Genomic DNA, 25,373 nt, shown 5'->3' with positions numbered 1-25,373 from the left:
AAATCGCCGCTATTGCTGCAAAGTCCGCCTGTCTTGTCTTGACCGAAACGCTTAGCACGAGGAGACCTCAGCGCGATTTCGGTCGCTGATGCGCTGTCTTGACCCAAACACATGCGGAGGGAACCTCCGCGTGATTTGGGTCGCTAAACCCTCGGCAAAGCCTACGTATCGCTCATCGCTACGCGGACTGAGATCTAGAGTGTCTTAACCGATGTGGCGACTGCTATATTGCGCTTCAAGACAAGACACAACCGCTAGCTAACTAACTGGAGTAAGAAGTCTACTAGAATGAATGCTAGCAATTATCACCATAACGTCATGGACAGAATTCTCGAACCGGAAGTGATGGATACATGGCTCGAAGCAACAGCCTATGACGCGATGGACTTTGAGTCGGTAAATACCTTATTTGCCGCTGAGGCGATCGCCTTAGATCCCCAGGCTGTCAGAATTTTGGATATTGGTACTGGGACGGCACGTATTCCGATCCTGATGTGTCAGCAACGACCTCAATATCTATTCACGGGGATCGATCTGGCACAATCAATGCTGATTATCGGTCAACGCAATATTGAAGCGGCTAAATTGACGCAACGGATTAGATTGGAGCGGGTAGATTCCAAACGGATGCCATATCCAGATCGCGAATTTGACATGGTAGTTTCCAATAGTTTAGCTCACCATCTACCCGAGCCATCATTGCTATTTGCGGAGATTAACCGTTTAGTGAAATTAGATGGAGCGATCTTGATTCGCGATCTGATTAGGCCAGCAAATGACGATCTTGTCAATGAGTTAGTTGCTAAATTTGGTGATGGTTATGACGATCGCCAGCAGCAGTTATTTCGTGACTCACTTAAAGCAGCACTGACACTAACTGAAGTGCAAGAGTCGATCGATCGAGTTGGCTTGAATCATGTAAAATTGACTCAAACCTCCGACCTACATTGGACACTCGAACGTCAGAAAAAGATCGTCGATCGCCCCTAATATCGAGTTGTCAACTACTAATTACTTTCAGATATCTACATGTTGAATCGCAAATTTTGGTTTGGATTATGTATCGCGATCGGATTAATATTGTCCTTGAGTATCCCAACGCTCTCTTTTACTCGATCGGTACCAGCCAAATCGATGCGAGAAATTCGCGGTGTCTGGATTACCAATGTAGATAGTGACGTATTATTTACACGCGATCGCTTAGCTACTGCCATCAAGGATCTGCGTCAACTCAACTTCAATACTATTTATCCAGTCGTCTGGAATTGGGGTTACACCACCTATCCCAGTCAAGTTGCCAAACGTGTCGTCGGCAGTAGCTTCATGCCCAAACGAGCAGCAGGATTATTGATTAATCGCCAACTGACTCGCTCCGAAGGCTTAGAAGGACGCGACGTACTCAAAGAACTGGTAGCTCAAGGACACAAACGCGGCATTGCTGTAATTCCCTGGTTTGAATTTGGATTTATGGCACCTGCAACCACCGATCCGGCTGGTTCCGATCTTGCCAAACTCCATCCCGATTGGCTCACCCAAAAACAAGATGGTGGCACGATCTGGAAAGAAGGTAAAGATCCACGCGTCTGGCTCAATCCTTTCAAACCAGAAGTAAAACAATTTATCATTGATTTAGTCGTCGAAGTAGCCCGCAAATATGACGTTGATGGCATTCAATTTGACGATCATTTCGGTTTACCCTCTGAGTTTGGTTATGACAAGTTTACAGTCGATTTATACAAAGCAGAACATCAAGGTAAACTCCCGCCTACAGATCCAAAAAATGAAGAGTGGATTAACTGGCGCGCCGACAAAATCACCGCTCTGATGCGCGAGCTATTCTTTGCAATCAAAGCCGCAAAGCCTCAAGCGATCGTCTCAATCTCTCCCAATCCCCAAAGCTTTGCCAAAAGCTTCTTTCTCCAAGACTGGGCAAAATGGGAACGTCAAGGCTTGGTTGAAGAACTATTAATTCAAGTCTATCGAGATAATTTAGCCACATTTGTCGGCGAATTACAAAAACCTGAAGTCAAACTAGCAAGCAAACATATCCCTGTCGGTATTGGTATCTTAACAGGAGTCAAACCAAAACCCATACCCATGAAACAAATCCAAACCCAAATTGCCGCAGTTCGCAAAGAAGGTTTAGCAGGTGTATCATTCTTCTTCTACGAAACCCTCTGGAAATTGACAACCGAACCAGCGACAGTCCGTAAAGAAGGATTCAAACAGGTCTTCGCCCAGTCAGTGGCGCGGGTTAGTCTTTAGGCTTTAGCGGATGCGCGATACGTAGGCTTTGCCGAGGGTTTAGCGACCCAAATCACGCGGAGGTTCCCTCCGCATGTGTTTGGGTCAAGACAGCGCAACCTTGCAGGCTTTAGGTTTTGGGATTTAGGCTTTAGGCTTTAGGTTTTGAGCGATCGTTTAGAATTAAGTAAGTAGGGTGGGTAGTTGTCTGGTGTGTTAGCGCAAGCGTAACGCACCAGGCAATAGTCAAGCCGCGAATCAACATTCACCATTCACCATTCACTCACCACCCTAGACATCTAATTTACAACTAGTATATAAGTACCTACTGAAGCAGGCAGTCATGGAATTACCAGAATTAGACTCCGAAACGATCGATCGCGTCCTCGAAATGGCTTGGGAAGATCGCACGACATTTGAATCGATCGAGTTGCAATTTGGGCTGAGCGAACCCCAAGTCATCGCCCTAATGCGCCGCGAGATGAAAGCCTCCAGCTTCCGCATGTGGCGCGAACGCGTCACGGGCAGATCCACCAAACACGCCACCCGCCGCGACTTCATCGCTGGACGCTTTAAGTCCCAAAATCAAAAAGGTTAGGGGTGAGAAGTCGGGTAGAGTAACTCATCCCGACTGTAGCCGCAGTTTCCATTATCCAATATTCTTAATTTCCATCAAAGACTAGTCGCTTTGGCAGGACGCACCACACTAATCAATTTATCTACCAATGGTGTCTCTGCTAAAATAGCTGCATGAATGCGATCGGCTAAGGCACTACGATCGCGATCGTCTGTGTAGACAATTATACCAGCATGACTGGGTTGCAACCGATGTAGGCGTTTAAAATCTCGGCGATTTAAAGTTAAAATAATCCTACTCTCAACAGTCGCAAATTCCAGCACTCGATCGTCAGGAATTTTTAAGTTAGCATTTCCGGCTGCTTGAACAGTCAAAATGTCATGACCTAAACTACCTAAATGCTCTACAACTGCCAAGGGAAACTGTTCATCTGCATACAACCGAACCATTAAGCTGATTCATTCTCCTGAATAGCGATGGTAATTTCGTCTAGGTATACTATGGCATAAATCCAAGCATTAGTTAAGTCAGTTGCAGATAAAGTTAGATAATCTTGCAACAGTTGAGCTTCGCTAATACCGATGTTCCGAGCATTGACTAACACCCAGATGGGAATCCGAGTGCGGGCAATACAAGCATCACCACCACATACTCCTGGAGTTTTTTCAATTCCTCGCCAAGGATTACCCAAGCTTTGAGCCAAGATTTGGATCGCTTGTGTTTTCTCATTTGGCGTCAGAGCAAGTAGTTGTGGTTCTAAATTTTGAAGAGTCATAAAACTACCGTGAACCCACGCGCCAACAATATCTAAGTATCATTATGAACGATCTTACCCAGCAAATCGAAGATCGTGCCCACCAAATCGGCTTCCACGCCGTTGGGATCGCCGCCATCGATCCCAACACCACCCGCACTGCCGCCACTCGCCTCCAAGAGTGGTTATCCTTGGGCTATCAAGCCGATATGGCATGGATGTCCGACCCCCGCCGCCAGGACATCTACCGCCTCATGCCTGCCGCCAAGACAGTCATCGCCCTCGCGCTCAACTATTACACCCCCCACCAACGTCCAGATAGCCCCACACATGCCAAAATTGCCCGCTACGCTTGGGGACGAGACTATCACAAAGTATTGACCAAAAAACTCAAACAACTTAATAGCTGGCTCATTCAAGAGTTTGATAATGTCGAGGCACGTTACTACGTCGATACTGGCCCAATTTTAGATAAATACTGGGCACAAGCTGCGGGGATCGGTTGGATTGGTAAAAACGGAAATGTCATCAATCGTCACTATGGTTCGTGGATATTTTTGGGCGAGATCGTAACTAGTCTCGATCTCACTCCTAGCGATCCCCACACTCAACACTGCGGTACATGTACGCGGTGTATTTCTGCTTGTCCGACTGGCGCAATTACCCAACCGTTTGTGGTCGATGCCAATCGATGTATCGCTTATCATACGATCGAAAACCGCGCCGAGACATTGCCACCAGAAATAGCAAAAAATCTCCAAGGATGGGTGGCAGGTTGTGATATTTGTCAAGATGTCTGCCCGTGGAATCAAAGATTCGCTCAACCTACAGATGTAGCCGATTTTCAGCCCCAGCCGAGTAATCTCGCTCACACATTAACCGCGCTGGGATCGCTGACAGATGCCTCGTGGGATCGCAGCTTTAGAGCCTCAGCATTGCGTAGAATTAAGCCAGCGATGTGGCGACGCAATGCCATCGCAAATCTTCATATTTAGAGGTTCCGCTCGAACGTTAATTAGATTACAATCATAAAACTGGCATCGGCTTCTCATATATGCGTAACAATTCTAAACTGATCGTGTTTGATTTTGACGGTACCCTCGCAGATACCTTGGGTGCCTTGCTGCGAATTAGCAATCGATTGGCACCAGAATTTGGCTACGCGCAGATTAGCGATGAGCAGTCGATCGATCTCAAATATCTCAGCTCCTGGGAAATCATCAAACTGTCCAAAGTTGCCCTGTGGAAACTCCCATTCTTACTCAAGCGAGTCAAAGAAGAGTTTCCTGGCGAAGTACGGAATGTCAAATTATTTCCAGGCATCATCGAACTATTAAATACCCTCAAGCTCCAAGGGTATCGGTTAGGAATTGTCAGCTCCAATGCCGAAGCAAACATTCGATCGCTCTTGAAGCAAAATCAGATCGAACATTTATTTGATTTTGTCAATAGTGCTTCGATTTTCGGCAAAGGTAGGGCAATCGGCAAACTAATTCGCCAATATCATTGTCCCAAATCTGATGTCATCTATATCGGTGACGAGATCCGCGATATTCAAGCCGCTAGATCGATCGAAATCCGCGTTGTCGCCGTCGGGTGGGGTTTTAATGCCCCCACAGCTCTGATGGATCGACAACCAGATCTGCTGATCACCAAACCCCTAGCATTGATTAATGCGCTAGCTCGGTTTTATCCGCCGCAAGCAGGTCATTTAGCCTGTCTGTAAACCTAATTAAGTGGGCATTCTGTGTGAAGCATAAAGATCTAACCGCTATCCTCCCCTCTATGAATAAACGATCTCAGAAATCCCCACCCGTTCCACCACAAACGAATTTTGTTAAAATCCTCCACGGTGTGATTATTATCAGTTTGTTCTTGATGATGGCTAGTGGTTTGCAGATTTACAATGCCACTCCAGTATTTGGTGGTAAAAGTGGGTGGCGATTCCCTGCATGGGCAACTTTGGGCGGTTGGTTGGCTGGCGGTAGAGATTGGCACTTGACAATAATGTGGGTATTTGCTTTTACCTTACTGATTTACGGGATCTATATTTTTATCACTCAACGCTGGAAAAAGAAGTTCTTTTCCAAACAAGATCTCAAGGCATTACAAGTCGGGCAAAATCCCAAACGCCGGATGTATTCTTGGCACCGTTTAATCTATACAGGGATTATTCCAGGGGAGCATCCCACTTTTTTAAATCGATCGAAGGTACTAGCTGTCAACCCCTATATTTTATAAGGCTTTAAAATTATTCTCTGATCGCCTGAATAAAAAGTGGGATGATCCCTTATTCCAGTGCTATTGCTGGCGATCGCGTCAGGATTGGCAATGTATAAACCCGCTCAATTATATTGGCTATCGGGGTTGTTTATCAATTGGCAAATTTTACGGATGGTACATTTTTCAACTGTACCAATTTCGCTACTTTACCTGTAGACAATGGTGCTCCACTCCGCCTCGCTTCACCAATTAAATTAGGCTATAAACAATCAAAATGGGTGACGAAAGTAAACTTTGCCAGTCAAATTCCTCAAGGCGGCAAAGGTTACTGGGAGGAACAAGGTTATGAATGGTTTGCGGGTATCTAGTTATTGATACCGCTCTCGAAATCTCGTCATAAAATGTGATGAAACTCAAAAAAATTATCCTATTCTAACAAAGACTCCACGCGATCGTCGCTAAAATAGCAGCATTTAAATTGTAATTACAACTCAAGTTCAACTGATATAAGCTCGCCCAACTTCTCATTATGTTGCGTAACTACCGCCTCCTATTTAGCCTCTGTGTACTTTCATTACTGGTATTTGCCATTAGTGTTCCACGTACAACTTTTTCTAGTCCCACTGCCGATGCTACTCCCAAAATCTTGGCAGGCATGAATATCGATTTACCAACAGAGCTTCCTAATGCAAATAGCCACGGGGCACAAAAAATCGTCCTTGCTGGCGGCTGTTTTTGGGGGTTGGAAGCAGTATTTGAAGACCTCAGAGGTGTGACTAATGTAATTTCTGGTTATGCTGGTGGAACTGCGGCAACTGCTAACTATGATACTGTCAGCACTGGCAGGACAGATCATGCAGAAGCGATCGAAATTACTTACGATCCGACCCAGATTTCCTATGGACAATTACTAAAGATTTACTTTCTCATCGCTCACGATCCGACTCAGATAAATCGTCAGTCACCAGATAGCGGTACTCAATATCGATCGGCAATTTTTTTCAATACTCCCGCACAGCAACAAGTAGCGACAGCTTATATCGAAACGCTTAATAAAGCTCACATTTTTGCCGAGCCAATTGCAACTCAACTGGTACCATTAACCAAATTTTATACTGCTGAAGACTATCATCAGAACTTTATCGATCGGAATCCCACTCAAGCCTACATCGTTAGATTCGATCTACCAAAGCTTGCCCACTTACGTCAAAATTTTCCAGAGTTAATTCAAAAGAATTGAGAGGATGTTTGCTTAAATCTATTATTCTTTGATGTACTTGTAAGAGCCAGTCACAATATTCATGCCTTCTACTCCACTCTCTACTGCTATTATCAATTTAATCGATCGCTTGCAATTGCAGCCGCATCCTGAAGGGGGCTTTTATCGTGAAACTTGGCGATCGGATTTAGCTTTACCTCAGGCGATTTTACCACCTGATTATACTGGCGATCGAGCGGCGGGTACTGCGATTTTATTTTTGTTGCCAACTGGTTATCGCTCTCGGTGGCATCGAGTAAGATCGGCGGAGTTATGGTTTCATCAAGCAGGCGATCCGTTGGAGCTAGTCATCGCCAAAACTCTAGACGCGGGATCTCCAGCGGTCATTTATCTCGGTCGAGATGACTGCTGGCAAGCTGTGGTACCGCCAAATTATTGGCAACAGGCTCAACCAGTTGCTAGCGAGTCTCTGGCAGGATATGCGCTGGTGGCTTGTGTGGTGGTGCCTGGATTTGACTTCGCCGATTTTGAGATGAGTGCTGCCTAGTAGTGCCTGCGATGATGTCTACTCACCCCTGGCTGCGATCCTCCGATCGAGAGGCTACGCCACCAGCGCGATACAATAACAGATAGATGCTCTCCACCAATTTTTTATAGCCGCATGACCGTAGCTACCCCGACTAAAATCCAGTATGAAGCCGTAATTGGGTTAGAAACTCACTGTCAACTCAACACTGCTACCAAGATTTTTTGTAACTGTTCGACCGAGTTTGGTGCTGTCCCCAATCACAATATTTGCCCTGTGTGTACGGCGATGCCTGGAGTGTTGCCAGTATTGAATGAGAAAGTCTACGAGTATGCTGTCAAAGCAGGGTTGGCTCTCAATTGTGAGATTGCTGCCTATAGTAAATTCGATCGCAAGCAATATTTTTATCCCGACTTACCCAAAAACTATCAAATCACTCAATACGATCTTCCCATCGCCGAACATGGTTGGGTAGAGATCGAAATCCTCGATGACGCTGGCAATCCTACCCGCAAGAAAATTGGCATCACGCGGATGCACATGGAAGAGGATGCCGGTAAGCTCGTGCATGGCGGTAGTGACAGATTGTCTGGCTCTAGCCACTCGCTAGTAGACTACAATCGGACTGGTGTCCCCTTGTGTGAAATCGTCTCCGAACCCGATCTTCGCAGTGGTGTCGAAGCGGCTGAATACGCCCAAGAAATTCGCCGGATTATCCGCTATTTGGGCGTTGGCGACGGGAATATGCAAGAAGGTTCCCTGCGCTGTGATGTGAATATTTCCGTGCGTCCTGTGGGTCGTGAGGCGTTTGGAGTTAAAGTAGAGATCAAGAATATGAACTCCTTTAGTGCCATTCAACGCGCGATCGATTACGAGATCGAAAGACAAATTGCGGCTATTGGCAACAACGAGCCAATCTTCCAAGAAACTAGACTGTGGGAAGAAGGCACCCAACGCACGATTAGTATGCGGAGCAAGGAAGGTGCCAGCGATTATCGGTATTTCCCCGAACCAGATCTGACGCCGATGATTTTGGCAGATAGCCAAAAAGCTGCCTGGAAAGCCGAACTTCCCGAATTACCCGTCCAAAAACGTCACCGCTATCAAGCAGAACTCGGTCTATCGCCCTATGATACCCGCGTCCTCACCGACGATCGATCTGTGGCCGAATATCTCGAAGCAGCAATTACCGCTGGTGCAGATATCAAACAAGCGGCGAACTGGGTAATGGGTGACATTACCGCCTATCTCAAAACTCAAAAAGTAGGTATCAAAGACATCGCCCTCACGCCAACTATTTTGGCAGAACTCATCGGACTGATTGATAAAGGTACAATTAACGGTAAAATTGCCAAGGAAATTCTCCCCGAACTATTCGAGCACGGTGGCTCGGTGCAAAAGTTGGTAGATAGCAAAGGGTTGACTTCGATCTCCGATCCTACCGAATTAGCAAAAATTGTTGATGAACTACTAGCAGCCAATCCCAAAGAATTGGAGCAATACAAAGCTGGCAAAACTAAGCTCTTGGGTTTCTTTGTCGGACAACTCATGAAACAAACAGGCGGACGCGCCGAACCAAAATTAGCCAATGAAATCCTAGCTAAAAAACTCAATAGCTAAAAAAATCTCCTCCTCGGAGGGGATTTAGATGCGAGAGATGGAAAATAGTCAAATTGGATTATCGATCGGTAATTCTCGCTATCATTGGGCTTGGTTTTTAAATACCAAACTCCAAGCTAGTTGGGATACCGAATACCTAACTATCGATCGATTTTCAGAGTCATTCCCCATCGATCTACAAGCATTAATTAACCAATCTCAAATCGAGATCGATCTCATCCCGATCTATCTAGTCTCCGTCGTTCCCAATCAAACAACAATTTGGCAACATTTAGCGCAAGTTAAACAAATTACTTTAGCCGATATTCCCTTAAATAATCTCTATCCAACATTGGGAATCGATCGAGCTGTAGCTACTTTTGGGGCAGGTGAAGTCTACGGATATCCAGTATTAGTAATCGATGGCGGTACGGCATTGACAATTACGGGGATAGATACTAATTGCTGTCTTGTTGGTGGCGCAATTTTACCAGGGTTGAGATTGCAAATATCTTCGCTATATCTGGGTACCGCCGCATTACCAGAAATAATATTACCGCACCAACTACCACTGCGCTGGAGTGACAGTACGCCAGGATCGATCGCCAGTGGCATCTTGCATACTGTCAGCTCAGGGATTGGTGATTTCATTCGCGATTGGCACCAGTTATTTCCAGGTAGTCAGATTGTTTTTACTGGTGGTGATGGAGAACTATTGGCTAGATATGTACAGGTAGATTTCAGTGACAAAATCGTACTCGATCGCGAGTTATTATTTCATGGATTAGCAGCAATTTTAGCGGATAGATATTCTTGAACTTGCTACCACAACTCTACTTCTTCTCGATCGATCTGAGCTTGAATCCGATCTACAAATGCGGTGATTTCCTGAGTAAGGTAGCTGGTTGCTGTTGACGAGAAAGCGTAATTCAATCGCTCGATTGATTTATCTTTAGACTTCCCCACCACTCTAGTAGAAAATTCACCTGACTCGCTCGTGTGTAAAGCAGCATTTTCATTATTTAAAACTAATAATGGGGATCGAATTTGAGCTAATCGATCTGTAATTAATTCAAGTTTAATTTCACCAGTAGATCGCTCAAAAAGTAATTTGCAAGTAGTGGGGAACTTGGTGAAAAAATGCCAATAAGCTTGACTTTTGGCTAGAAAAACATCACCATCACCGAGCGAAGTCAGGATCTGCAAACTCCGCAACCACAGCGTAAATAGCCAAGGCTGGGAGAGCAACCAGATGGTCGAGCGTCCATATTGTTGCCAAGTGGGTAAAGCAGATCCTTCCGGTGAAATAGCAACTACACCGAGAACTCTGTCGGGAAATTTCAATGTATAACTGAGGGCAACCCAGGCACCAAGAGAATGTCCGACCAAATACACCGAGTGTAGTTTTAGTGCAGTCAAAAATTCATGGAGAGCATCAACTTCGATCGAGATGGCAGTTGGGGTCTCAATTGCAGTAGAATTACCATAGCCCAATAAATCGATCGCCAAGCAATGAAAGCTGCTGCTGAGAATGGCGATTGCTTCCTGCCATTGGGTGCGATCGTGCCAACTGCCATGCAAAAAGATGACGGTAGGTAGCCGAGCGTCTCCCACTTCCCGCCAGGATATTTGCCCAACTGAGAGTTTGATTCGAGAACTGCAAGCGACCATAGGGGCGAGATGATGAGGGACAGCGAACCACTAGATCGAGCGGATGATGGCATCAGAGCAGCTATCATTAGTTAGCTCAATAATACAACTGTTGAAGCCGACACTTCAATCTCCGCACTAGTATTTTTACCTCGCGATCGCGTATGATAGGATCGGCTCAAAGCTACATTCGATTGGATTAACTTCCGAAAGTTAGCCCCGATCGTCGATCGTCGATCGAGCTAGCTATGATGGATTTCTAGCACAGCCCTGACAGATCCAGTCCCAATCGGGTTGGTGAATGTTTTTTATCGTTTATTTTTACAGAGGCAAATATGGCAAAACGCCGCAACCTGAAGAAGGAAAAGGCGGAGCGTAATCAAGCATACGCTCGTAAGTTTAGAAAACGCCCCACTGGCGGTCGGATGTTCAAGTCGAGATTCCGTCCTCAATCTAGTGGTACTTCGGCTGAGGAAGATAACGAAGATACTTCAGCAGCAGCAACTTAAATTAGGCTTTAGGGGTTAGGCTTTGGGCTTTAGGGGAATGAGTTTCCCTGAGAGCTATTGCCTTTGCCCCTACGATGTTACTTAGATAAGTTGAGTCTTGGCGCGATCGATCGCTTGACGAACCTGCTCGAAGCCAGTCCCACCATAGCTATTTCGCGCCGCTACTACTTGTCTGGGATCGATGGCGGCATAAATATCTGGCTCAAATGCGGGATGTAGCTCTTGCCATTCCTCCATACTTAGATCCTTGAGCAGTTTGTTTTGGCTCAAGCAAGTTTTAACTACTTTTCCAACTAGATTATAAGCTTCGCGGAAGGGTACGCCCTTAGTCGCTAGATAATCAGCAACATCGGTAGCATTGGCAAAATCTGCGGCGACTGCTGCGGCTAGCCGTGCGGGACGAAATTCGATCCCCTCCTGCATCAAAATCGTCATCGCTTCCAGGCAAGCTTGGACGGTCTTGACAGCATCAAATAACGCTTCTTTGTCTTCTTGCAAATCCTTGTTATAAGCCAGCGGTAAACCCTTCATCAGTACCAGCATGGCTTGGAGGTGCCCGAATACACGTCCGGTTTTGCCACGTACCAGCTCGGGCACATCGGGATTCTTCTTCTGGGGCATGATACTCGAACCCGTGGCACAGCGATCGGTCAGGCTGACAAATCGAAACTCTTCCGATGCCCAGATGATGACTTCCTCAGCCAAACGGCTTAAATGTATCATAATCAAACTAGCAGCACTGAGAAACTCGATCGCAAAATCGCGATCGCTCACACCATCGAGACTATTGCCATAAATCGCCTCGAAGCCGAGTAATTCCGCCGTATAGGCACGATCGATCGGAAAAGTCGTACCCGCGAGCGCACCACACCCCAGGGGCGAGATATTCGTCCGCTTGTAGACATCTCCCAGCCGCTCCCAGTCGCGCTGAGCCATCTCAAAGTAAGCCAGCAGGTGATGTGCCAAACTTAGCGGTTGAGCGCGTTGGAGATGCGTATATCCAGGGATGAGCGTATCGACATGTTCCTCAGCCAGGGTGAGCAATACCTGTTGGAAGTCGCGCAATTGGGTCTGGATCTGGTGGATGCGATCGCGCAAGTAGAGTCGAGTATCAGTGCCGACTTGATCGTTGCGCGACCTCGCTGTATGGAGCTTTTTGCCCACGTCACCCGCGATCTCGGTCAATCTGCGCTCGACAGCAAAGTGAATATCTTCGGCATCGACGCCAGGATGGAAATCACCCGCCCGATATTCCGATCGGATCTGTTCCAATCCTGCTAATAGTTGTTCGCCCTCTGTCGGGCTAATAATCCCCGTGTGCGCGAGCATTTTGGCATGGGCACAGGAGCCAGTGAGATCGTATTCGATCAATTCGAGATCGAAGCCGATACTAGCATTAAATTTGGCGATCGCTGGATGTAAAGTACCTTCAAAGCGATCGCTCCATGTCTGTGGTCGATCCATATTGGACACAGGAGCCTTTGCTCCTGACTGAGGGGGTATAAATGAGTAAGCGTTACCGAGCAGATGGCTAGAACGTTTACTGTTACTAATCACTATCCTCGATCGACCACTCACTAGTCACTATTTCCACGTTATGATGTGATTGTAGATCTAAACTACAAAACTCTACCATCACATTCTTATGTCTATTAACTCACATCTTGCACCAGTTTAAATATACTATTGCTCCTTATGAATCCAGAGTACCCACAAGGGGCACCCCTACAGGTTAATTGTGTAGGGGTGCCTCTGTCTTGTCGTGTTTTTATGCGGGGGAACCCCCGCATAAAAACGCCGCTTGTGGGTACCCTCAGATCTATGCTTTTACTAGTCTTTATGTATTGGTGCAAGATGTGAGTTAAACAGTCCAAGAGTCAATCCAGTGGTTTATTAACCGGATTGTGCTTCAGTGCCATGTTGCTGATTAGCAGTTGCGGCAACAAAGAAGCTACAACCACAACTACCACTACGACTACTACCGATCCTGCTGTCACAACTCCCGCAGCTACGCCCGCCACTACCGCCCCTACTGCACCTGTTGCCACCACACCTGCCACAACTGCTCCCGCAGCAAGTGCTGGTGCCCCCCTCTCTGCTGCTGAAAAAGCTCAGTTGACCCCGGCCAGAACCGCATTGGTGATGGCAAATAGCGCAGTTAAAAGCGGTGACATCACCAAAGCTAAAGCTCAGTACACCAAATTCAGCGCGCTGCTACCAGCCCTACAACCAATTCTCAAAGCCAAAGCTGGTGATAGCTATCCCGCCATCGAAAGCAGCTTAGCACAAGTTAGCACCGCAATGAGCAGTGCAACACCAGACAAAACCAAAGCTGGCGAAGGTTTGACCGCAGCAATCAAAGGCATGACTGCTCTCATCGACAGAAAATAACTCGCAGATTTTCATCACCGTTTGTCCTCAGTAGTCCCAAGTTTGCTCGCTCACACTCCTGGCAACAGGGAACCACTGACATCAACTCATTAGATCTTCACTAGCCAAAGTCCTCACGACCTATTCCAGCCCCGATCTAGTCGGAGATGTTATAGTAAGATTGACCTCTAGGTTGACAAAGGATATATAATGCCTGCGAATAATGGATCTAAACATCAGACGATCGTTCGTCCGCTGCAATATCGAGATATTGATGCGATTGCCAGCTTATGTCAACAAGCAACCATTCCCGATCCAGCGGTAAAAGCCCAGATCGATCGACTATTTCAACAGATGACTCGGTGGTATGCCCCGTTTCAGTTCCTCAACATTATTCCCACTCCCAATCTTACGGATAGAGCCTTGCTAGTTGCCGAGTGCGACAAGCAAGTACGCGGCGTCATTAGTGTTTCACCTTTCAATCGGACTCGAAGTACTTGGTATGTAGAATGGGTATCGATCGATCGCCAAGCGAGTACCCCAGAACAAGTTACAGGCAAAAATGATATTGGTTCGCAATTATTGCGTTACTGCTTCGAGCACATCGTCGAAGCAAGTACTTGGGTACTCGAAGTCGATGTCAATGATAGTTCCAATCTAGCCCTCTATCGCCAAAACGGTTTTCAACCCCTAGCGCATCTCACCTACTGGGAGATTGCACCCGAGCTACTCCAAGAGTTGGCACAGCGCGAACCAGATCTGCCGAATCTGTTGCCCGTGCGAAATACGGATGCCCAACTCATCTATCAATTAGACACAGTATCGATGCCGCCATTACTGCGTCAAGTTTTCGATCGCCAAATCCACGACTTCAAAAACAATCTCGTCCAATCGGTAGTCGGTAAAGTCAAACAATGGTTCCAACAGAGCCAATCGATTAGCAATTATGTCTTTGAAACCCAGCGCAAAGCGGCGATCGGTTACTATCGACTATCATTGGATCGCGATCGCCAAACCCATCAAGCCGAATTAACCGTTCATCCAGCATATACTTGGCTCTACCCAGAGCTAATGGCGCAACTAGCTAGATCGTGCCAATATCTACCATGTCAGTCGCTCCAGCTAGTTTCGGCTGACTACCAACCCGAGCGGGAAGAGTACTTCCAACAAATCGGCGCAGTCCGCGTCAAACACAGCTTACTGATGTCTCGCTCCGTCTGGCACAAGCTCCGCGAAGCCAAACATCTCTCCTTGGAAAATCTCCAACTTGCCGAGATGCTCCAAAGTCTCCAACCAGCACGTCAACCCCTCCCCAACCGGATTGACAAAAACGAGCCGGAAGATTTGATTTAGACGGCTGACTATTGGCGTAGGAGCGACGAGCGATTGAGAATCTCCGTCAGATCTGGTTGTGTCCCACACCCTGCAAGCTGGTAGAATAGAAGGTGACTAAGTAGCCAAATATCGCACCTATGATCGTCGCTCTAGTGTATTTAATTTTGAGTGGGACTTACTTATTGGTAATTCCTGGCGCACTCTACTTCTACCTCAAGCAGCGGTGGTATGTAGCGAGTTCGATCGAGCGCGTATTTATGTACTTTCTCGTATTTTTCTTCTTCCCTGGGTTACTACTACTATCGCCATTTCTGAATTTTCGTCCCCAACGCCGCCAAGAGGTTTAGATCTAGCTCATGCGGAGAATTGATGTCATCTCGATCGGGGTTGTCGTATTTGCGATTGGTGGTGCTGGCTATCTAGGCTTAAAGTCTGCTGGCTTGGACAATATCAGTGCGGGGATTTGGAGTCAATTATTACTAGTTGGCATCATTTTGGCGTGGTCATTTAGCTATGTATTTCGGGTCGCCACCAAAAATATGACCTACGCACAGCAGCTCAAAGACTATGAAGAAGCGGTCTTGCAAAAACGATTAGACGAACTCACCCCCGCCCAACTCGCCCAGTTACAAGCCGAGATCGAGCAAGAGCGCGCCCAAAGCGGCAATAACACTTAGTTCAGTTAGATATTTCCCATCCCCAGTTCCCCAGTTCCTATATGCTTTCCGTTTCTAGTTGCTTTGAGTCTTTACGCGATCGCGGACAGTGTGCGCTGATTCCCTTTATCACTGCTGGCGATCCAGATTTGGCAACTACGGCTGAAGCACTCAAAACCCTCGATAAAGCAGGTGCCGACCTGATCGAGCTAGGTGTGCCCTATTCCGATCCCTTGGCTGATGGCCCCGTCATTCAAGCTGCGGCTACCCGAGCGTTGGCGCGCGGCGTCAAATTACAGGATGTGATCGAGATGGTAGCTCAGGTGAGTCCCCACATCACAGCACCGATTATCTTATTTACTTATTACAATCCCATCCTCAACCTCGGGATTCATCAATTCTTGACCCAGATTGCGGCGGCTGGCGTCAAAGGATTGGTAGTGCCAGACCTGCCCCTAGAAGAAGCCGAAGAGCTACTGGTACCTGCGGCAGCAATCGGCATCGAAGTCATCCTCCTAGTGGCACCAACTAGCTCTCAGGAACGCATCATCGCGATCGCTGCCAAGTCTCAAGGCTTTATTTATCTAGTCAGTGTTACTGGTGTAACTGGGATCAGAGCTGGATTGGACGAGCGGGTGGGCGATATTTTGGCAAATCTACGCAGTGTCACTGACAAACCGATCGCGATCGGGTTTGGGATCGCCGCACCAGAACACGCTCAACAGGTGCGGGCATGGGGCGCAGATGGCGCGATCGTCGGGAGTGCGATGGTCAAACGGTTGGCAACAGGAACGCCGCAAGAAGGACTCAGTGAGATCGATCGGTTTTGTCGGAGTTTGAAGGCGGCGATTAGTTAGCGTCGATATGAAAGCTAAAATTGTATTTATATGACAGATCGTGCGGAGTAGAGAGCCTCAACCTTGTAAAGTTCGGTAAAATTAGTAAAGCTCTCACCACCTCGCTGTCAACTGTCCAAGCATCAACTTATGTAAGTACTTCCGTACCACATAAGAAATAGATAGTCTTGATTCACCATCCACCATTCACCATCCACCTCTACCCTAGCTGTCCAATTTGACACAGGGAAGGGAGTAAATAACCATGCTCGAACTCAGTAGTATTATCGAATTTTCTCACGTTCACTGTATTGGGATCTGTGCGGTTTTAGTCCCAGTTAGCCTACTCTTGACAAATGTAACCACGTTATTGGTGGCATTCGAGCGATCGACGCAGGCGATCCGCCTCAGTGTCTCGATCGCGATTTTGCCAGCGATCGCCCTTTTACTACATGTTGCTACTTGGTGGGCGATCGGTGTAGTGATGTTGCCGACATTTATTCTCCCTGCACTAGCCACAATTTGTCTAGCTACCAATGCTTACGCTCTCATCAATCCTCAGCAGATGAGAAATTCGATCATCAAGATTTCCAAATTTTCAGTTGCTAAATATCAGCAATTAGTAGCTAATTAATCATCTTCGTTATTGAGATTCGATCGCCGCTAAAAGGTGGTGAATGCGGCATATATTGCTGGCGATCGCTTACACATCACGCACGGAAAACGGCACATAAATCCACTGCTGATGTCCGAGTTGATATCGTAAATAGTTAGTTGAGAATTAGTAGCATCACTGTGATTTGAAAGGCGATCGGTTTTGATTAGGCTCGGACATTTAAAGTGTAGTTAGTTGATATAATAATGATTAAATTCGTGAATATTTCTGCTTACTATCCGCATAAATTCGATCGGCTCCGATCCTCAAAACCATGATTAAGCGTCGCTCATTATTAGGTTATTTTAGTATCGGTTGGCTGGCAAGCTGTTTCCCTGTAGTACTGGCGGCTTGCTCTCCCACTCCATCCAAGAGCGATCCAGCCACAGCAAATAATCAGACTGGAACTACAGATGTCAAAGGAACTGCCAAACCAACGGCGGATGGTTTTACGCCGATCGGTTCGGTGGCTGACTTAGACAAAGCAGGCTATCTCCAAACTACCACAGTCGCAGTTGCTAGAGATCCCGCCAATCCTCAGCAACTACTGGCGGTCAATCCCAAATGTACTCATCAAGGTTGTGATGTCAAGTGGGTAGCTGGGGGGAAAAAATATGTCTGTCCCTGCCATGACTCAGATTTTGCCGCCGACGGTAAGGTATTGAAAGGGCCTGCGACCACAGCGTTAGCCACGTATCCAGCGAAAATTGTCGGCACCCAAGTTTTGGTCAAAATCTAGCAAATTACCCGCTCAGCGCAGCGATATCAACGGTTAGCACGCTCGATCCATCTGTCAAGTCGGCGATCTGGTGAAGCTGCCGCGATCGCTTTTGGCAGCGGCTCATCTACCTATCATTCAGAGCCATACTCCAATGAGTTTTCAAACGGCGCGCCCATATACCTATTTGTCGATCGCGGCGGCACTGATGACGATCGCGCTCAAGACTGGAGCATATTTTCTCACTGGTTCGGTGGGATTACTATCTGATGCGTTGGAATCAGGGATCAATCTGGTTGCTGCGCTAGCGGCATTTTGGGCACTATCTTTTGCCGCAACTCCCGCCGATGAAGATCATCCCTTCGGGCATAATAAAGCAGAATACTTTTCGAGTGGATTGGAAAGCATCCTGATTGTTGTCGCCGCAATCGGGATTGCGATCGTGGCAGTAGGACGATTGTCCTCGCCCCAGCCGCTCGAACAGCTCGGTGTGGGGTTATTTTTGACATTAGTTGCCACGGCGATCAATGGTGGAGTAGCGTGGATTCTATTGCGTGCGGGACAGCGACTGCGATCGATTACGCTACGTGCTGATGCCCATCATTTGTTGACCGATGTCTGGACTTCTGGCGGTGTCATCTTGGGGATTTTGCTCGTCAAGCTGACGGGTTGGCTGGTGCTCGATCCGATCGTCGCCTTATGCGTTGCAGCAAGTATTCTCGGATCGGGGGTGAAAATGCTCCAAGAGACCAGCGCGGGGTTGCTCGATACGTCACTACCACCAGCAGATCGCGCTCGGATTGCCAATATTTTTAGCGGTTATGAACCGCAAGGGATTCACTTCCACGCCCTCCGCACGCGAGTATCGGGTTCGCGGCGATTTGTGACTTTTCATGTCTTGGTACCAGGAAATTGGACGGTACAGCAAGGACACGATCTCTGTGAAGATGTGGAAGAAGCGATCGTCCAGGCTCTGCCAGGTACTAATGTAGTCTCGCACATGGAACCACTCGAAGACCCCAAATCTTGGACAGATCTAGAACTCGATCGCACAGTTGACACGCCACGTTCATAGATATAAGCGGGAATCTACCCACTCCTGAATGCGCCAGGATTGCTGCTCCCACAAGTCGGGTTGTTCGGGTTTCTTGCTCAGAGCCTTACCAGAGTCCGCTGATGCTGCATTCGCAGCGCGAGAATATGCTCGCATGGCCCTTTAAACAACTTAGTTTGTTGATGCCAATTGCAAGTACAGTGAGCGGCAACCAGTCGCTCATCTCGATCGATCTCCACTGTCGGGGTAAATGTCTGCGATCGATCTGTTATCGTTCCGGCTAAATGCAATGTCCCATTATTATCGCTACTCGAACTATCCACTTTCACGAGCTTTTTAGTAATAAATTCACTTGCTGCTGATTCGCGATCGTTTGCAAATCGTAACTTGTCGATCGGCAGTGGCTCCTGAGTGAGTTCGCGGACGCGATATACTTGCTTGTGGAGATCGTAAATCGCCCGCCCTGCTTGAGTGTATGCACTCAAAGCACCCAGTACGATGCTGCGATCGAGTTTCAATCTTGTGGCGAGATTGTCTGGCGTTTCCAACCAATTTTCTTGCAATCCCGCGAATACTCTTTGTTTCGTCCAATCATCGACAGTCGCACGGGGAGCCATCAGATCGAAGTTACCCGCTTTTGCCCAGTCATTTGCTGTCCAGCCAGATAAACCAAGGGTGAAGGATAAATCGTGGAGATCTGCTACATAAAAAGAGGGTAACCCCGTACCTAATAAATGGACGGTAAACTTCCGCGCAACTGGAATCAAGCGTTCTAAAATCAGCAACCGCCGTCGTCCCCAAGTGCGAATTTCTGCGGGTTTGGTACCGTGATAGAGCGATCGATCGCAAACTACTTCAAGATTCCACGGCTCGAAAATCACTCGGATCGGTTCCCCTGGCGTGAGGAGATACTTCATGCTGCGAGGGCTATGTTTTTCCTGGCGGCGGCGCAGTACAAAGCAGAGATTGTAGATGTCCATCGGGTGGAGATCGAAGCTGATTGCAGGCAAGGACATCGCTGAATTGACTTGGAGGAAGCCGCGCACCCATGTGTCGGGAAGATCGATTTTCACCTCTTTGTAAGCCACCTCGCCCGCAGTTTTGACACCAAAGCCAGCGGGATCTACTTCAAATACAGTAGATTTGTAGGTGCGAATTTTTTGAAATTCGTCGTATAAAGAGGCAGAATAATCAACATTGGTAGTCCCGCAAGCGAAGTCGCCAACGTTTTTAAACACCTCATAACTGGCTCCGAGTCGTCCGTAGCTAGATTCGTCTTGACTGAAACACTCAAAGAATACTTCATCGGGATGGACGGTAATTACGGGATCGAGGACAAACCAGGCATCGCGATCTTTTTGATAAAGATAGTCGAAATAACGGCTGACAGCTTGATAATATGCTTGCGATCGCTGGGAGCTACGTCGCCGCAGTTCGGTCATTTCGGCATCGAGTTCGCGCAATCTATCGGTGATTGTCTGCCGTTGGGTGGCGATGAGTTGCCAATCGATCTCATTGCGTTGCGCCGCCCATTCTTTGTAGGCGGTTTTGTCTTTGGGCTGGAAGCGCAAGTCGGAGACGACGACATCGTGGAGGGCACTAATGGCTTCGCGAAAGGCGATATTTTGGCGGAGTTCGCCCCGAAAATAAGTTGGGGTACGGGTAACATCGGGAGCAAAGGACATATTCGTGCGATCGCCACGATTAGAAATGCTACTGTTGCCCGAATAACTATAATTAAATTCCATGATTGCGCTCCTGGGGCGATCGATTGGTAATGAGGGTTATTTCAAATAACATTAATTCGGGATGGGGAGATTGGCTAAATGCGATTAGCTTCTCATCCAGGTACTCCCTTCCCACCCAAGGAATAGACAGTGTTGATTCACCATCCACCATCCACCATTCACCATTACATTAGATGTCTAATTCTGCACTGGGAAGGGAGTATGAGGATCTTTTGACAGGGAATTAATATTTCAAAAAATACTGATAAAGTTCCGTTCAATTTAGCTGCCCACGATCCGAGAGAACATCATGGTATGCCACTAGAGGAAGGGTAGTTAGTTCCCCTCAAAACAGTCCTAACTAGCATCTATTCTACCGCTCAAACCCGCTGACCCACCACAAGCCCGATCGACCTTAACTTTGCGATCGTCAAACCAGATAAGATTGATAAGGGTCGAGTAGTCAAATTTGCAGCCTCAGCTACTGACACTACTGGCCACCACGAGCTAGCTGTTGCGGTTTCTACCACTGTCTAGCCCATCGCCAATCTCATTTTCCACTTCCCAATATCCCCTACCTCCCAGCTCGTGTATTTAAATCGGCTCCATCTGCGTCACTTTCGGAATTACCGCGAACAGGAAATTATTTTTTCGGCACCCAAGACAATTTTACTGGGTGATAATGCTCAAGGTAAATCCAATCTCTTGGAAGCAGTGGAGTTATTATCTACACTTAAAAGTCACCGCGTGTCGCGCGATCGAGATTTGGTCTTGGCAGGAGAAACTGAAAGTAAAATCACCGCTCAACTGACACGCAAACATGGCGCGATCGATCTAGATTTATTACTCAGAGACAAAGGGCGACGTACGGCAACTATCAATCGCGAACATCTCAAGCGTCAACTCGATTTTTTAGGGGTCTTAAATGCGGTCGAATTCTCATCATTAGATCTAGATTTAGTCAGAGGTAATCCAGAAACTCGGAGACATTGGATCGATACTTTGTTGTTTCAAATCGAGCCAATTTACGCACACATTTTACATGAATATCAACGAATCTTAAAACAGCGCAATACTCTCCTCAAACAAGCAGAACATCGAGCCTTAGATCCAGCAGAATTGGAATCGTGGAATCATCAACTCATCATCAGTGGGACAAAAGTAATCCGGCGTCGGATGAGAATCATCGACAGGCTGGCACCGATCGCGAGTGCATGGCACACTAAAATTAGCAATCATACCGAACAATTAATAATTACTTATACACCAAACATCATGGCGATCGAGAACACCCCCGAATCGATCTATCAAGCATTTGTCGATCGATTGCACCTCCGCCACGTTGCCGAACAAAGCCTCGGCACTACCCTCGTTGGCCCTCATCGTGATGAAATCGAACTGTCGATCGATGCTACTCCAGCCAAATCATACGGCTCTCAAGGGCAACAGCGCACCTTAGTCCTAGCACTCAAATTGGCGGAGCTAGAACTGATCGAACAAATCGTCGGCGAACCCCCATTATTGCTCCTCGATGATGTCTTAGCAGAACTCGATCTCACCCGTCAGAATCAATTGCTAAGTGTCATCGAAGATCGCTTCCAAACACTAATTACAACCACACATCTCGGCGCATTTGATGCCAAGTGGCTCGATTCATCGCAGATATTACAAGTGCGATCGGGTAAAATAGTTCCAGCCTAAATCTCACTTTTACGCTTCCTACTCTCTACCCTCTACCCTCTAAACCATGAGTGATGAATTGGTGATAATCCCTCAGCTAATTGTCGGACTTGGCAATCCTGGTACTAAATATGCTCAAACTCGACACAATGTCGGATTCGATCTAGTGGATATTCTCGCTAAACGTTGGCAAATTAGTTTGAGCGACCGCAAACAATTTCAAGGTACTTATGGTGAAGGATTTGGTAACCATAATGCTAAAATAAGATTATTGAAACCACAGACTTTCATGAATCTCTCCGGGCAGTCAGTCCGAGCAACGATCGATTGGTTTAAGTTACCGCCAGAGTCGGTACTAGTCGTCTACGACGATCTAGATTTACCACTGGGCAAAATCAGGCTGCGAATGTCTGGCTCGGCAGGTGGACACAATGGGATGAAGTCAATCATCTCGCATTTAGGAACCCAAAACTTTCCGAGAGTTAGGATCGGGATTGGTAAAAGTGCTGGCGAGAAAGATACTATTTCTCACGTATTAGGCAAATTTTCAGCAGTAGAAACACCGATCGTCAGTGAAGTAATTTATTTAGTCAACGATGCGATCGAAATGAGTCTCAAGCAAGGAATGGAAAAAGCCATGAGCCTCTATAACAGTCGATCGATTCCCGTACCAGATTTTGCCGAATAATTTGCGATCCGGGAGCTTCAGATGCGACTGAGATTAACACTGGCATTAAATTAAGTACCGCCAAATCGATTTTGGGCGCATATTCGCAACTATTTATTCCCTAGCTGTAGACAACCCCGCACACGCATCCCTCCTTTAACTGAGCAAATCGTATGTCAACCATAACTTGCACTCGGAACAACTGTAAAGGCACGATCGATGATGGTTATTGCGATACCTGTGGGATGGCTGCGCTCAAATCTCCATCCGAACTCGACATTGCACTCGCGGCAAGTACCAGTAACCAACCAGTTCAAGCTAGCTCCCAGAGCCTCAAAACTGCGCCTAACAGTGCCTCAGTTACCACAGGTACGGGGTCGAGTCCGACGAGCAATAGATCGCGTGGTTCGCGGCGGAGTGCCCCGACAGTTGGCAAAAGTAGTCGCCGTCAACTGGGTGCGGGATTGGTTTCGATTCCCGAATTACCATCTACTCAGCCCGAATTAGCAATATTAGCCGAGGCAAAGGTACCTGAAAATAAACGGTTTTGTGCGGCTTGCAATCAAGCTGTCAAAAGGGATAAAGGCTTTTGTACCAAGTGCGGGCAGAAATATAATTTCGTGCCGAGTCTGGTACCTGGGGATGTTGTCGGCGAGCAGTATGAAGTCAAAGGCGCGATCGCCTATGGTGGACTAGGCTGGATCTATTTAGGATTCGACAAATTACTATCGCGGTATGTCGTCCTCAAGGGTTTATTAAATAGTGAAGATGCAGCCAGTGCGGCGGTAGCTCTCGCCGAGCGGCAATTTTTGGCAGCCGTCAAGCACCCGAATATCGTCGGGATTTATAACTTTGTCACTCACGACGCCGAAGGCTATATCGTGATGGAATACGTGGGTGGCAAAACGCTCAAGGAAATTCGCAAAGAGCGTGGGAAGCTCCCAGTAGCTGAAGCCATTGCGTATATTCATCGGGTGCTGGGATCTTTTGCTTATCTCCATCAGCTCGGCTTGGTTTACTGCGATTTCAAGCCCGATAATGTCATGCTCGAAGGGGACGATATCAAGCTGATCGATCTCGGTGGCGCGCGCAAGATTGACGACCCCGACGGGGATATTTATGGGACGATCGGATACGCTGCTCCCGAAGCTGGCGAAGGGCCGACAGTTGCATCGGATTTATTTACGATCGGTCGAACTTTAGCCGTACTCATCACCAATATTTCGGGCTTCAGTACCGAGCATCAATATACCTTGCCCAGTGCCCATTCAGATTCGGTATTTGCACAGCAAGAATCCCTCTATCGCTTCTTGCTTAAAGCGACAGCGACAGCCGCAGACGACCGCTTCCAGACCGCTGAAGAGATGGCAGAACAACTTTTGGGCGTATTACGCGAAGTCGTTGCCGCCGAAACTAATACCCCACGTCCAGCGACGAGTATTCTATTCGATGGCGACAGGTTGGCTGTCACTGCTGGGGGCAATTTTAGCCCGATTGAGCCTAGTCATCAGCATTTACCCAATGTGCTCATCGATACCAAAGATCCAGGCTTCAACCTCGTCCTGAATGCCTGTATGAGTACAGATATCGATCGCCGGATCGAGCAATTAACTCAGGTAGTCAAACAAATACCCACTTCGAGCGAAGCAAAACTCCGATTGGCAAATAGTCTGATTGATAGTGGTCATATTACGGCTGATGACTATACAACCGCCGAACGCCTGCTCGAACAAGTAGCCGAGCAAGATGCCTGGGATTGGCGGGTAGAATGGTATCGTGGCAAATCGCTGCTTGTCCAAAATCAGCCTCAGGCAGCGCAAGCAGCATTCGATCGCGTTTATTTCGATTTACCAGGCGAACTCGCGCCCAAGTTGGGATTAGCGATCGCTGCCGAGCAAGGGCAAAACTACCAACTCGCCGCGCAGATGTACGAAATCGTCGAGCGTACCGACCTCAATTATCCCACATCCGCCTTTGGTTTAGCCCGATGCCGACTGATGCAGGGCGATCGCCCTGCCGCTGTTACCGCCTTACAACAAGTTCCACCCACATCCAATCTCTATACTAGAGCCAAAGTCGAAATCGCCCGCATTTTGGTCGATCGACAATTACCTGTAGCAGCTAATACCCCCGCACACCCTCAACCGACGCTCAAGGAACTCGAATCAGCCAACCAAACAGTCGCAGACCTCAAATTGGCAGGGATCGAAAAGTACCACCTCGATCGTCAAGTATTAACCTGAGTTCGATGAGGCTAGCCTCATCATCAAATCAATTACCTGACTGTGTTTGAGCCAATCACTACCAATCCTCAAAAACTAAGTGTTTCATAAATTATTATCAATAAGCTCTGCTTGTTGATAATTAGCGGTCA

At 47.4% G+C, this 25,373-nt stretch carries 27 protein-coding genes and 1 pseudogene; 23 read left to right on the top strand and 5 right to left on the bottom strand.

Annotation, left to right across the window (positions count from 1 at the left end; genetic code table 11):
* Positions 1–288: 288 nt before the first annotated feature.
* From ACEW9I_RS05165 to ACEW9I_RS05155, 3 genes are all read left to right on the top strand, one after another.
* Positions 289–990, top strand: a complete 702-nt coding sequence (locus ACEW9I_RS05165) for a class I SAM-dependent methyltransferase (RefSeq protein WP_373539290.1) — start codon at positions 289–291, stop codon at positions 988–990.
* Between the two features lie 39 nt (positions 991–1,029).
* Positions 1,030–2,265, top strand: coding sequence for a glycoside hydrolase family 10 protein (locus ACEW9I_RS05160; RefSeq protein WP_373539289.1), 1,236 nt, complete (start codon positions 1,030–1,032; stop codon positions 2,263–2,265).
* 322 nt (positions 2,266–2,587) lie between these two features.
* A complete protein-coding gene (locus ACEW9I_RS05155) occupies positions 2,588–2,842 on the top strand; it encodes a TIGR03643 family protein (RefSeq protein WP_373539288.1) in 255 nt (84 codons plus the stop codon).
* A 74-nt stretch (positions 2,843–2,916) separates the two neighbouring features.
* Here the strand turns inward: ACEW9I_RS05155 and ACEW9I_RS05150 are convergent, their stop codons facing one another.
* Together ACEW9I_RS05150 and ACEW9I_RS05145 are read right to left on the bottom strand one after the other, a co-directional pair.
* Positions 2,917–3,270, bottom strand: a complete 354-nt coding sequence (locus tag ACEW9I_RS05150; RefSeq protein WP_373539287.1) for a DUF5615 family PIN-like protein — start codon at positions 3,268–3,270, stop codon at positions 2,917–2,919.
* A complete protein-coding gene (locus tag ACEW9I_RS05145) occupies positions 3,270–3,596 on the bottom strand; it encodes a DUF433 domain-containing protein (protein WP_373539286.1) in 327 nt (108 codons plus the stop codon). Before ACEW9I_RS05145 ends, ACEW9I_RS05150 begins: the two co-directional genes overlap by 1 nt.
* Before the next feature lie 44 nt (positions 3,597–3,640).
* Between ACEW9I_RS05145 and queG the strand changes: the two genes are divergently transcribed.
* The 8 genes and pseudogenes from queG (at position 3,641) to ACEW9I_RS05105 (ending at position 9,959) form a co-directional block, all read left to right on the top strand.
* On the top strand, positions 3,641–4,570 hold the full coding sequence (gene queG, locus ACEW9I_RS05140; protein ID WP_373539285.1) for a tRNA epoxyqueuosine(34) reductase QueG: 930 nt from the start codon (positions 3,641–3,643) through the stop codon (positions 4,568–4,570).
* A 59-nt stretch (positions 4,571–4,629) separates the two neighbouring features.
* Positions 4,630–5,301 carry an HAD-IA family hydrolase gene (locus ACEW9I_RS05135; protein ID WP_373539284.1) on the top strand — a complete coding sequence of 224 codons (672 nt, stop codon included), beginning with the start codon at positions 4,630–4,632 and terminating at the stop codon, positions 5,299–5,301.
* A gap of 59 nt (positions 5,302–5,360) precedes the next feature.
* The gene (locus tag ACEW9I_RS05130) at positions 5,361–5,816 is read left to right on the top strand and encodes a cytochrome b/b6 domain-containing protein (RefSeq protein WP_373539283.1); all 456 of its coding nucleotides are present in this window, start codon (positions 5,361–5,363) and stop codon (positions 5,814–5,816) included.
* Positions 5,817–5,992: 176 nt separating this feature from the next.
* Positions 5,993–6,166, top strand: a pseudogene (locus tag ACEW9I_RS05125) (molybdopterin-dependent oxidoreductase); the annotation flags it as partial.
* Positions 6,167–6,327: 161 nt separating this feature from the next.
* On the top strand, positions 6,328–7,038 hold the full coding sequence (msrA, locus tag ACEW9I_RS05120; RefSeq protein ID WP_373539282.1) for a peptide-methionine (S)-S-oxide reductase MsrA: 711 nt from the start codon (positions 6,328–6,330) through the stop codon (positions 7,036–7,038).
* Between the two features lie 61 nt (positions 7,039–7,099).
* Positions 7,100–7,564, top strand: coding sequence for a cupin domain-containing protein (locus ACEW9I_RS05115; RefSeq protein WP_373539281.1), 465 nt, complete (start codon positions 7,100–7,102; stop codon positions 7,562–7,564).
* Positions 7,565–7,678: 114 nt separating this feature from the next.
* Positions 7,679–9,163 carry an Asp-tRNA(Asn)/Glu-tRNA(Gln) amidotransferase subunit GatB gene (gene gatB / locus ACEW9I_RS05110; RefSeq protein WP_373539280.1) on the top strand — a complete coding sequence of 495 codons (1,485 nt, stop codon included), beginning with the start codon at positions 7,679–7,681 and terminating at the stop codon, positions 9,161–9,163.
* 37 nt (positions 9,164–9,200) lie between these two features.
* Positions 9,201–9,959 (top strand): pantothenate kinase, encoded by a 759-nt coding sequence (locus ACEW9I_RS05105; RefSeq protein ID WP_373539279.1) that lies wholly within the window; start codon positions 9,201–9,203, stop codon positions 9,957–9,959.
* Between the two features lie 5 nt (positions 9,960–9,964).
* On the opposite strand, the gene ACEW9I_RS05100 is transcribed toward ACEW9I_RS05105, so the two are convergent.
* Positions 9,965–10,813: an alpha/beta hydrolase gene (locus ACEW9I_RS05100; RefSeq protein ID WP_373539278.1), complete on the bottom strand. Its 849-nt coding sequence runs from the start codon at positions 10,811–10,813 to the stop codon at positions 9,965–9,967.
* A gap of 314 nt (positions 10,814–11,127) precedes the next feature.
* Between ACEW9I_RS05100 and ACEW9I_RS05095 the strand changes: the two genes are divergently transcribed.
* Positions 11,128–11,301, top strand: a complete 174-nt coding sequence (locus ACEW9I_RS05095; RefSeq protein WP_310425932.1) for a hypothetical protein — start codon at positions 11,128–11,130, stop codon at positions 11,299–11,301.
* Positions 11,302–11,382: 81 nt separating this feature from the next.
* On the opposite strand, the gene argH is transcribed toward ACEW9I_RS05095, so the two are convergent.
* Positions 11,383–12,765 (bottom strand): argininosuccinate lyase, encoded by a 1,383-nt coding sequence (argH, locus tag ACEW9I_RS05090; protein WP_373539291.1) that lies wholly within the window; start codon positions 12,763–12,765, stop codon positions 11,383–11,385.
* A gap of 453 nt (positions 12,766–13,218) precedes the next feature.
* Between argH and ACEW9I_RS05085 the strand changes: the two genes are divergently transcribed.
* The 8 genes from ACEW9I_RS05085 to ACEW9I_RS05050 all read left to right on the top strand — a co-directional run bounded on the left by ACEW9I_RS05085 (position 13,219) and on the right by ACEW9I_RS05050 (position 18,946).
* Complete coding sequence (locus ACEW9I_RS05085; protein ID WP_373539277.1) at positions 13,219–13,692, top strand: hypothetical protein; 474 nt, start codon at positions 13,219–13,221, stop codon at positions 13,690–13,692.
* A 189-nt stretch (positions 13,693–13,881) separates the two neighbouring features.
* On the top strand, positions 13,882–15,024 hold the full coding sequence (locus ACEW9I_RS05080) for an N-acetyltransferase family protein (RefSeq protein ID WP_373539276.1): 1,143 nt from the start codon (positions 13,882–13,884) through the stop codon (positions 15,022–15,024).
* Positions 15,025–15,143: 119 nt separating this feature from the next.
* Complete coding sequence (gene ndhL / locus ACEW9I_RS05075; RefSeq protein ID WP_373539275.1) at positions 15,144–15,353, top strand: NAD(P)H-quinone oxidoreductase subunit L; 210 nt, start codon at positions 15,144–15,146, stop codon at positions 15,351–15,353.
* Between the two features lie 9 nt (positions 15,354–15,362).
* Positions 15,363–15,683, top strand: coding sequence for a DUF3007 family protein (locus ACEW9I_RS05070; protein WP_373539274.1), 321 nt, complete (start codon positions 15,363–15,365; stop codon positions 15,681–15,683).
* 41 nt (positions 15,684–15,724) lie between these two features.
* Positions 15,725–16,519, top strand: coding sequence for a tryptophan synthase subunit alpha (gene trpA, locus ACEW9I_RS05065; RefSeq protein WP_373539273.1), 795 nt, complete (start codon positions 15,725–15,727; stop codon positions 16,517–16,519).
* Positions 16,520–16,763: 244 nt separating this feature from the next.
* Positions 16,764–17,132: a hypothetical protein gene (locus ACEW9I_RS05060; RefSeq protein ID WP_373539272.1), complete on the top strand. Its 369-nt coding sequence runs from the start codon at positions 16,764–16,766 to the stop codon at positions 17,130–17,132.
* A gap of 295 nt (positions 17,133–17,427) precedes the next feature.
* Entirely contained in the window at positions 17,428–17,892 is a 465-nt protein-coding gene (locus tag ACEW9I_RS05055; RefSeq protein ID WP_373539271.1) for a ubiquinol-cytochrome c reductase iron-sulfur subunit, read from the top strand.
* Positions 17,893–18,025: 133 nt separating this feature from the next.
* The gene (locus tag ACEW9I_RS05050) at positions 18,026–18,946 is read left to right on the top strand and encodes a cation diffusion facilitator family transporter (protein ID WP_373539270.1); all 921 of its coding nucleotides are present in this window, start codon (positions 18,026–18,028) and stop codon (positions 18,944–18,946) included.
* Between the two features lie 77 nt (positions 18,947–19,023).
* Here ACEW9I_RS05050 and ACEW9I_RS05045 read toward each other — a convergent pair whose 3' ends face one another.
* The gene (locus ACEW9I_RS05045) at positions 19,024–20,673 is read right to left on the bottom strand and encodes an SWIM zinc finger family protein (protein ID WP_373539269.1); all 1,650 of its coding nucleotides are present in this window, start codon (positions 20,671–20,673) and stop codon (positions 19,024–19,026) included.
* 567 nt (positions 20,674–21,240) lie between these two features.
* Between ACEW9I_RS05045 and recF the strand changes: the two genes are divergently transcribed.
* From recF to ACEW9I_RS05030, 3 genes are all read left to right on the top strand, one after another.
* Positions 21,241–22,353 (top strand): DNA replication/repair protein RecF, encoded by a 1,113-nt coding sequence (gene recF / locus ACEW9I_RS05040; RefSeq protein ID WP_373539268.1) that lies wholly within the window; start codon positions 21,241–21,243, stop codon positions 22,351–22,353.
* A 46-nt stretch (positions 22,354–22,399) separates the two neighbouring features.
* Positions 22,400–23,020, top strand: coding sequence for an aminoacyl-tRNA hydrolase (pth, locus tag ACEW9I_RS05035; RefSeq protein ID WP_373539267.1), 621 nt, complete (start codon positions 22,400–22,402; stop codon positions 23,018–23,020).
* Positions 23,021–23,172: 152 nt separating this feature from the next.
* Positions 23,173–25,242, top strand: a complete 2,070-nt coding sequence (locus ACEW9I_RS05030) for a tetratricopeptide repeat protein (RefSeq protein WP_373539266.1) — start codon at positions 23,173–23,175, stop codon at positions 25,240–25,242.
* Positions 25,243–25,373: the final 131 nt, after the last annotated feature.

It is taken from the genome of Chamaesiphon sp., from assembly GCF_041738855.1.
Lineage (GTDB): Bacteria > Cyanobacteriota > Cyanobacteriia > Cyanobacteriales > Chamaesiphonaceae > Chamaesiphon.
Note: the sequence above shows the minus strand (reverse complement) of the source record. Positions and strands in the feature narration are given on the sequence as shown.

Coding starts and splice junctions, on each gene's coding strand:
- ACEW9I_RS05165 (WP_373539290.1), top strand. CDS start 289: ATGAATGCTAGCAATTATCACCATAACGTCATGGACAGAATTCTCGAA.
- ACEW9I_RS05160 (WP_373539289.1), top strand. CDS start 1,030: ATGTTGAATCGCAAATTTTGGTTTGGATTATGTATCGCGATCGGATTA.
- ACEW9I_RS05155 (WP_373539288.1), top strand. CDS start 2,588: ATGGAATTACCAGAATTAGACTCCGAAACGATCGATCGCGTCCTCGAA.
- ACEW9I_RS05150 (WP_373539287.1), bottom strand. CDS start 3,270: ATGGTTCGGTTGTATGCAGATGAACAGTTTCCCTTGGCAGTTGTAGAG.
- ACEW9I_RS05145 (WP_373539286.1), bottom strand. CDS start 3,596: ATGACTCTTCAAAATTTAGAACCACAACTACTTGCTCTGACGCCAAAT.
- queG (WP_373539285.1), top strand. CDS start 3,641: ATGAACGATCTTACCCAGCAAATCGAAGATCGTGCCCACCAAATCGGC.
- ACEW9I_RS05135 (WP_373539284.1), top strand. CDS start 4,630: ATGCGTAACAATTCTAAACTGATCGTGTTTGATTTTGACGGTACCCTC.
- ACEW9I_RS05130 (WP_373539283.1), top strand. CDS start 5,361: ATGAATAAACGATCTCAGAAATCCCCACCCGTTCCACCACAAACGAAT.
- msrA (WP_373539282.1), top strand. CDS start 6,328: ATGTTGCGTAACTACCGCCTCCTATTTAGCCTCTGTGTACTTTCATTA.
- ACEW9I_RS05115 (WP_373539281.1), top strand. CDS start 7,100: ATGCCTTCTACTCCACTCTCTACTGCTATTATCAATTTAATCGATCGC.
- gatB (WP_373539280.1), top strand. CDS start 7,679: ATGACCGTAGCTACCCCGACTAAAATCCAGTATGAAGCCGTAATTGGG.
- ACEW9I_RS05105 (WP_373539279.1), top strand. CDS start 9,201: ATGGAAAATAGTCAAATTGGATTATCGATCGGTAATTCTCGCTATCAT.
- ACEW9I_RS05100 (WP_373539278.1), bottom strand. CDS start 10,813: ATGGTCGCTTGCAGTTCTCGAATCAAACTCTCAGTTGGGCAAATATCC.
- ACEW9I_RS05095 (WP_310425932.1), top strand. CDS start 11,128: ATGGCAAAACGCCGCAACCTGAAGAAGGAAAAGGCGGAGCGTAATCAA.
- argH (WP_373539291.1), bottom strand. CDS start 12,765: ATGGATCGACCACAGACATGGAGCGATCGCTTTGAAGGTACTTTACAT.
- ACEW9I_RS05085 (WP_373539277.1), top strand. CDS start 13,219: ATGTTGCTGATTAGCAGTTGCGGCAACAAAGAAGCTACAACCACAACT.
- ACEW9I_RS05080 (WP_373539276.1), top strand. CDS start 13,882: ATGCCTGCGAATAATGGATCTAAACATCAGACGATCGTTCGTCCGCTG.
- ndhL (WP_373539275.1), top strand. CDS start 15,144: ATGATCGTCGCTCTAGTGTATTTAATTTTGAGTGGGACTTACTTATTG.
- ACEW9I_RS05070 (WP_373539274.1), top strand. CDS start 15,363: ATGCGGAGAATTGATGTCATCTCGATCGGGGTTGTCGTATTTGCGATT.
- trpA (WP_373539273.1), top strand. CDS start 15,725: ATGCTTTCCGTTTCTAGTTGCTTTGAGTCTTTACGCGATCGCGGACAG.
- ACEW9I_RS05060 (WP_373539272.1), top strand. CDS start 16,764: ATGCTCGAACTCAGTAGTATTATCGAATTTTCTCACGTTCACTGTATT.
- ACEW9I_RS05055 (WP_373539271.1), top strand. CDS start 17,428: ATGATTAAGCGTCGCTCATTATTAGGTTATTTTAGTATCGGTTGGCTG.
- ACEW9I_RS05050 (WP_373539270.1), top strand. CDS start 18,026: ATGAGTTTTCAAACGGCGCGCCCATATACCTATTTGTCGATCGCGGCG.
- ACEW9I_RS05045 (WP_373539269.1), bottom strand. CDS start 20,673: ATGGAATTTAATTATAGTTATTCGGGCAACAGTAGCATTTCTAATCGT.
- pth (WP_373539267.1), top strand. CDS start 22,400: ATGAGTGATGAATTGGTGATAATCCCTCAGCTAATTGTCGGACTTGGC.
- ACEW9I_RS05030 (WP_373539266.1), top strand. CDS start 23,173: ATGTCAACCATAACTTGCACTCGGAACAACTGTAAAGGCACGATCGAT.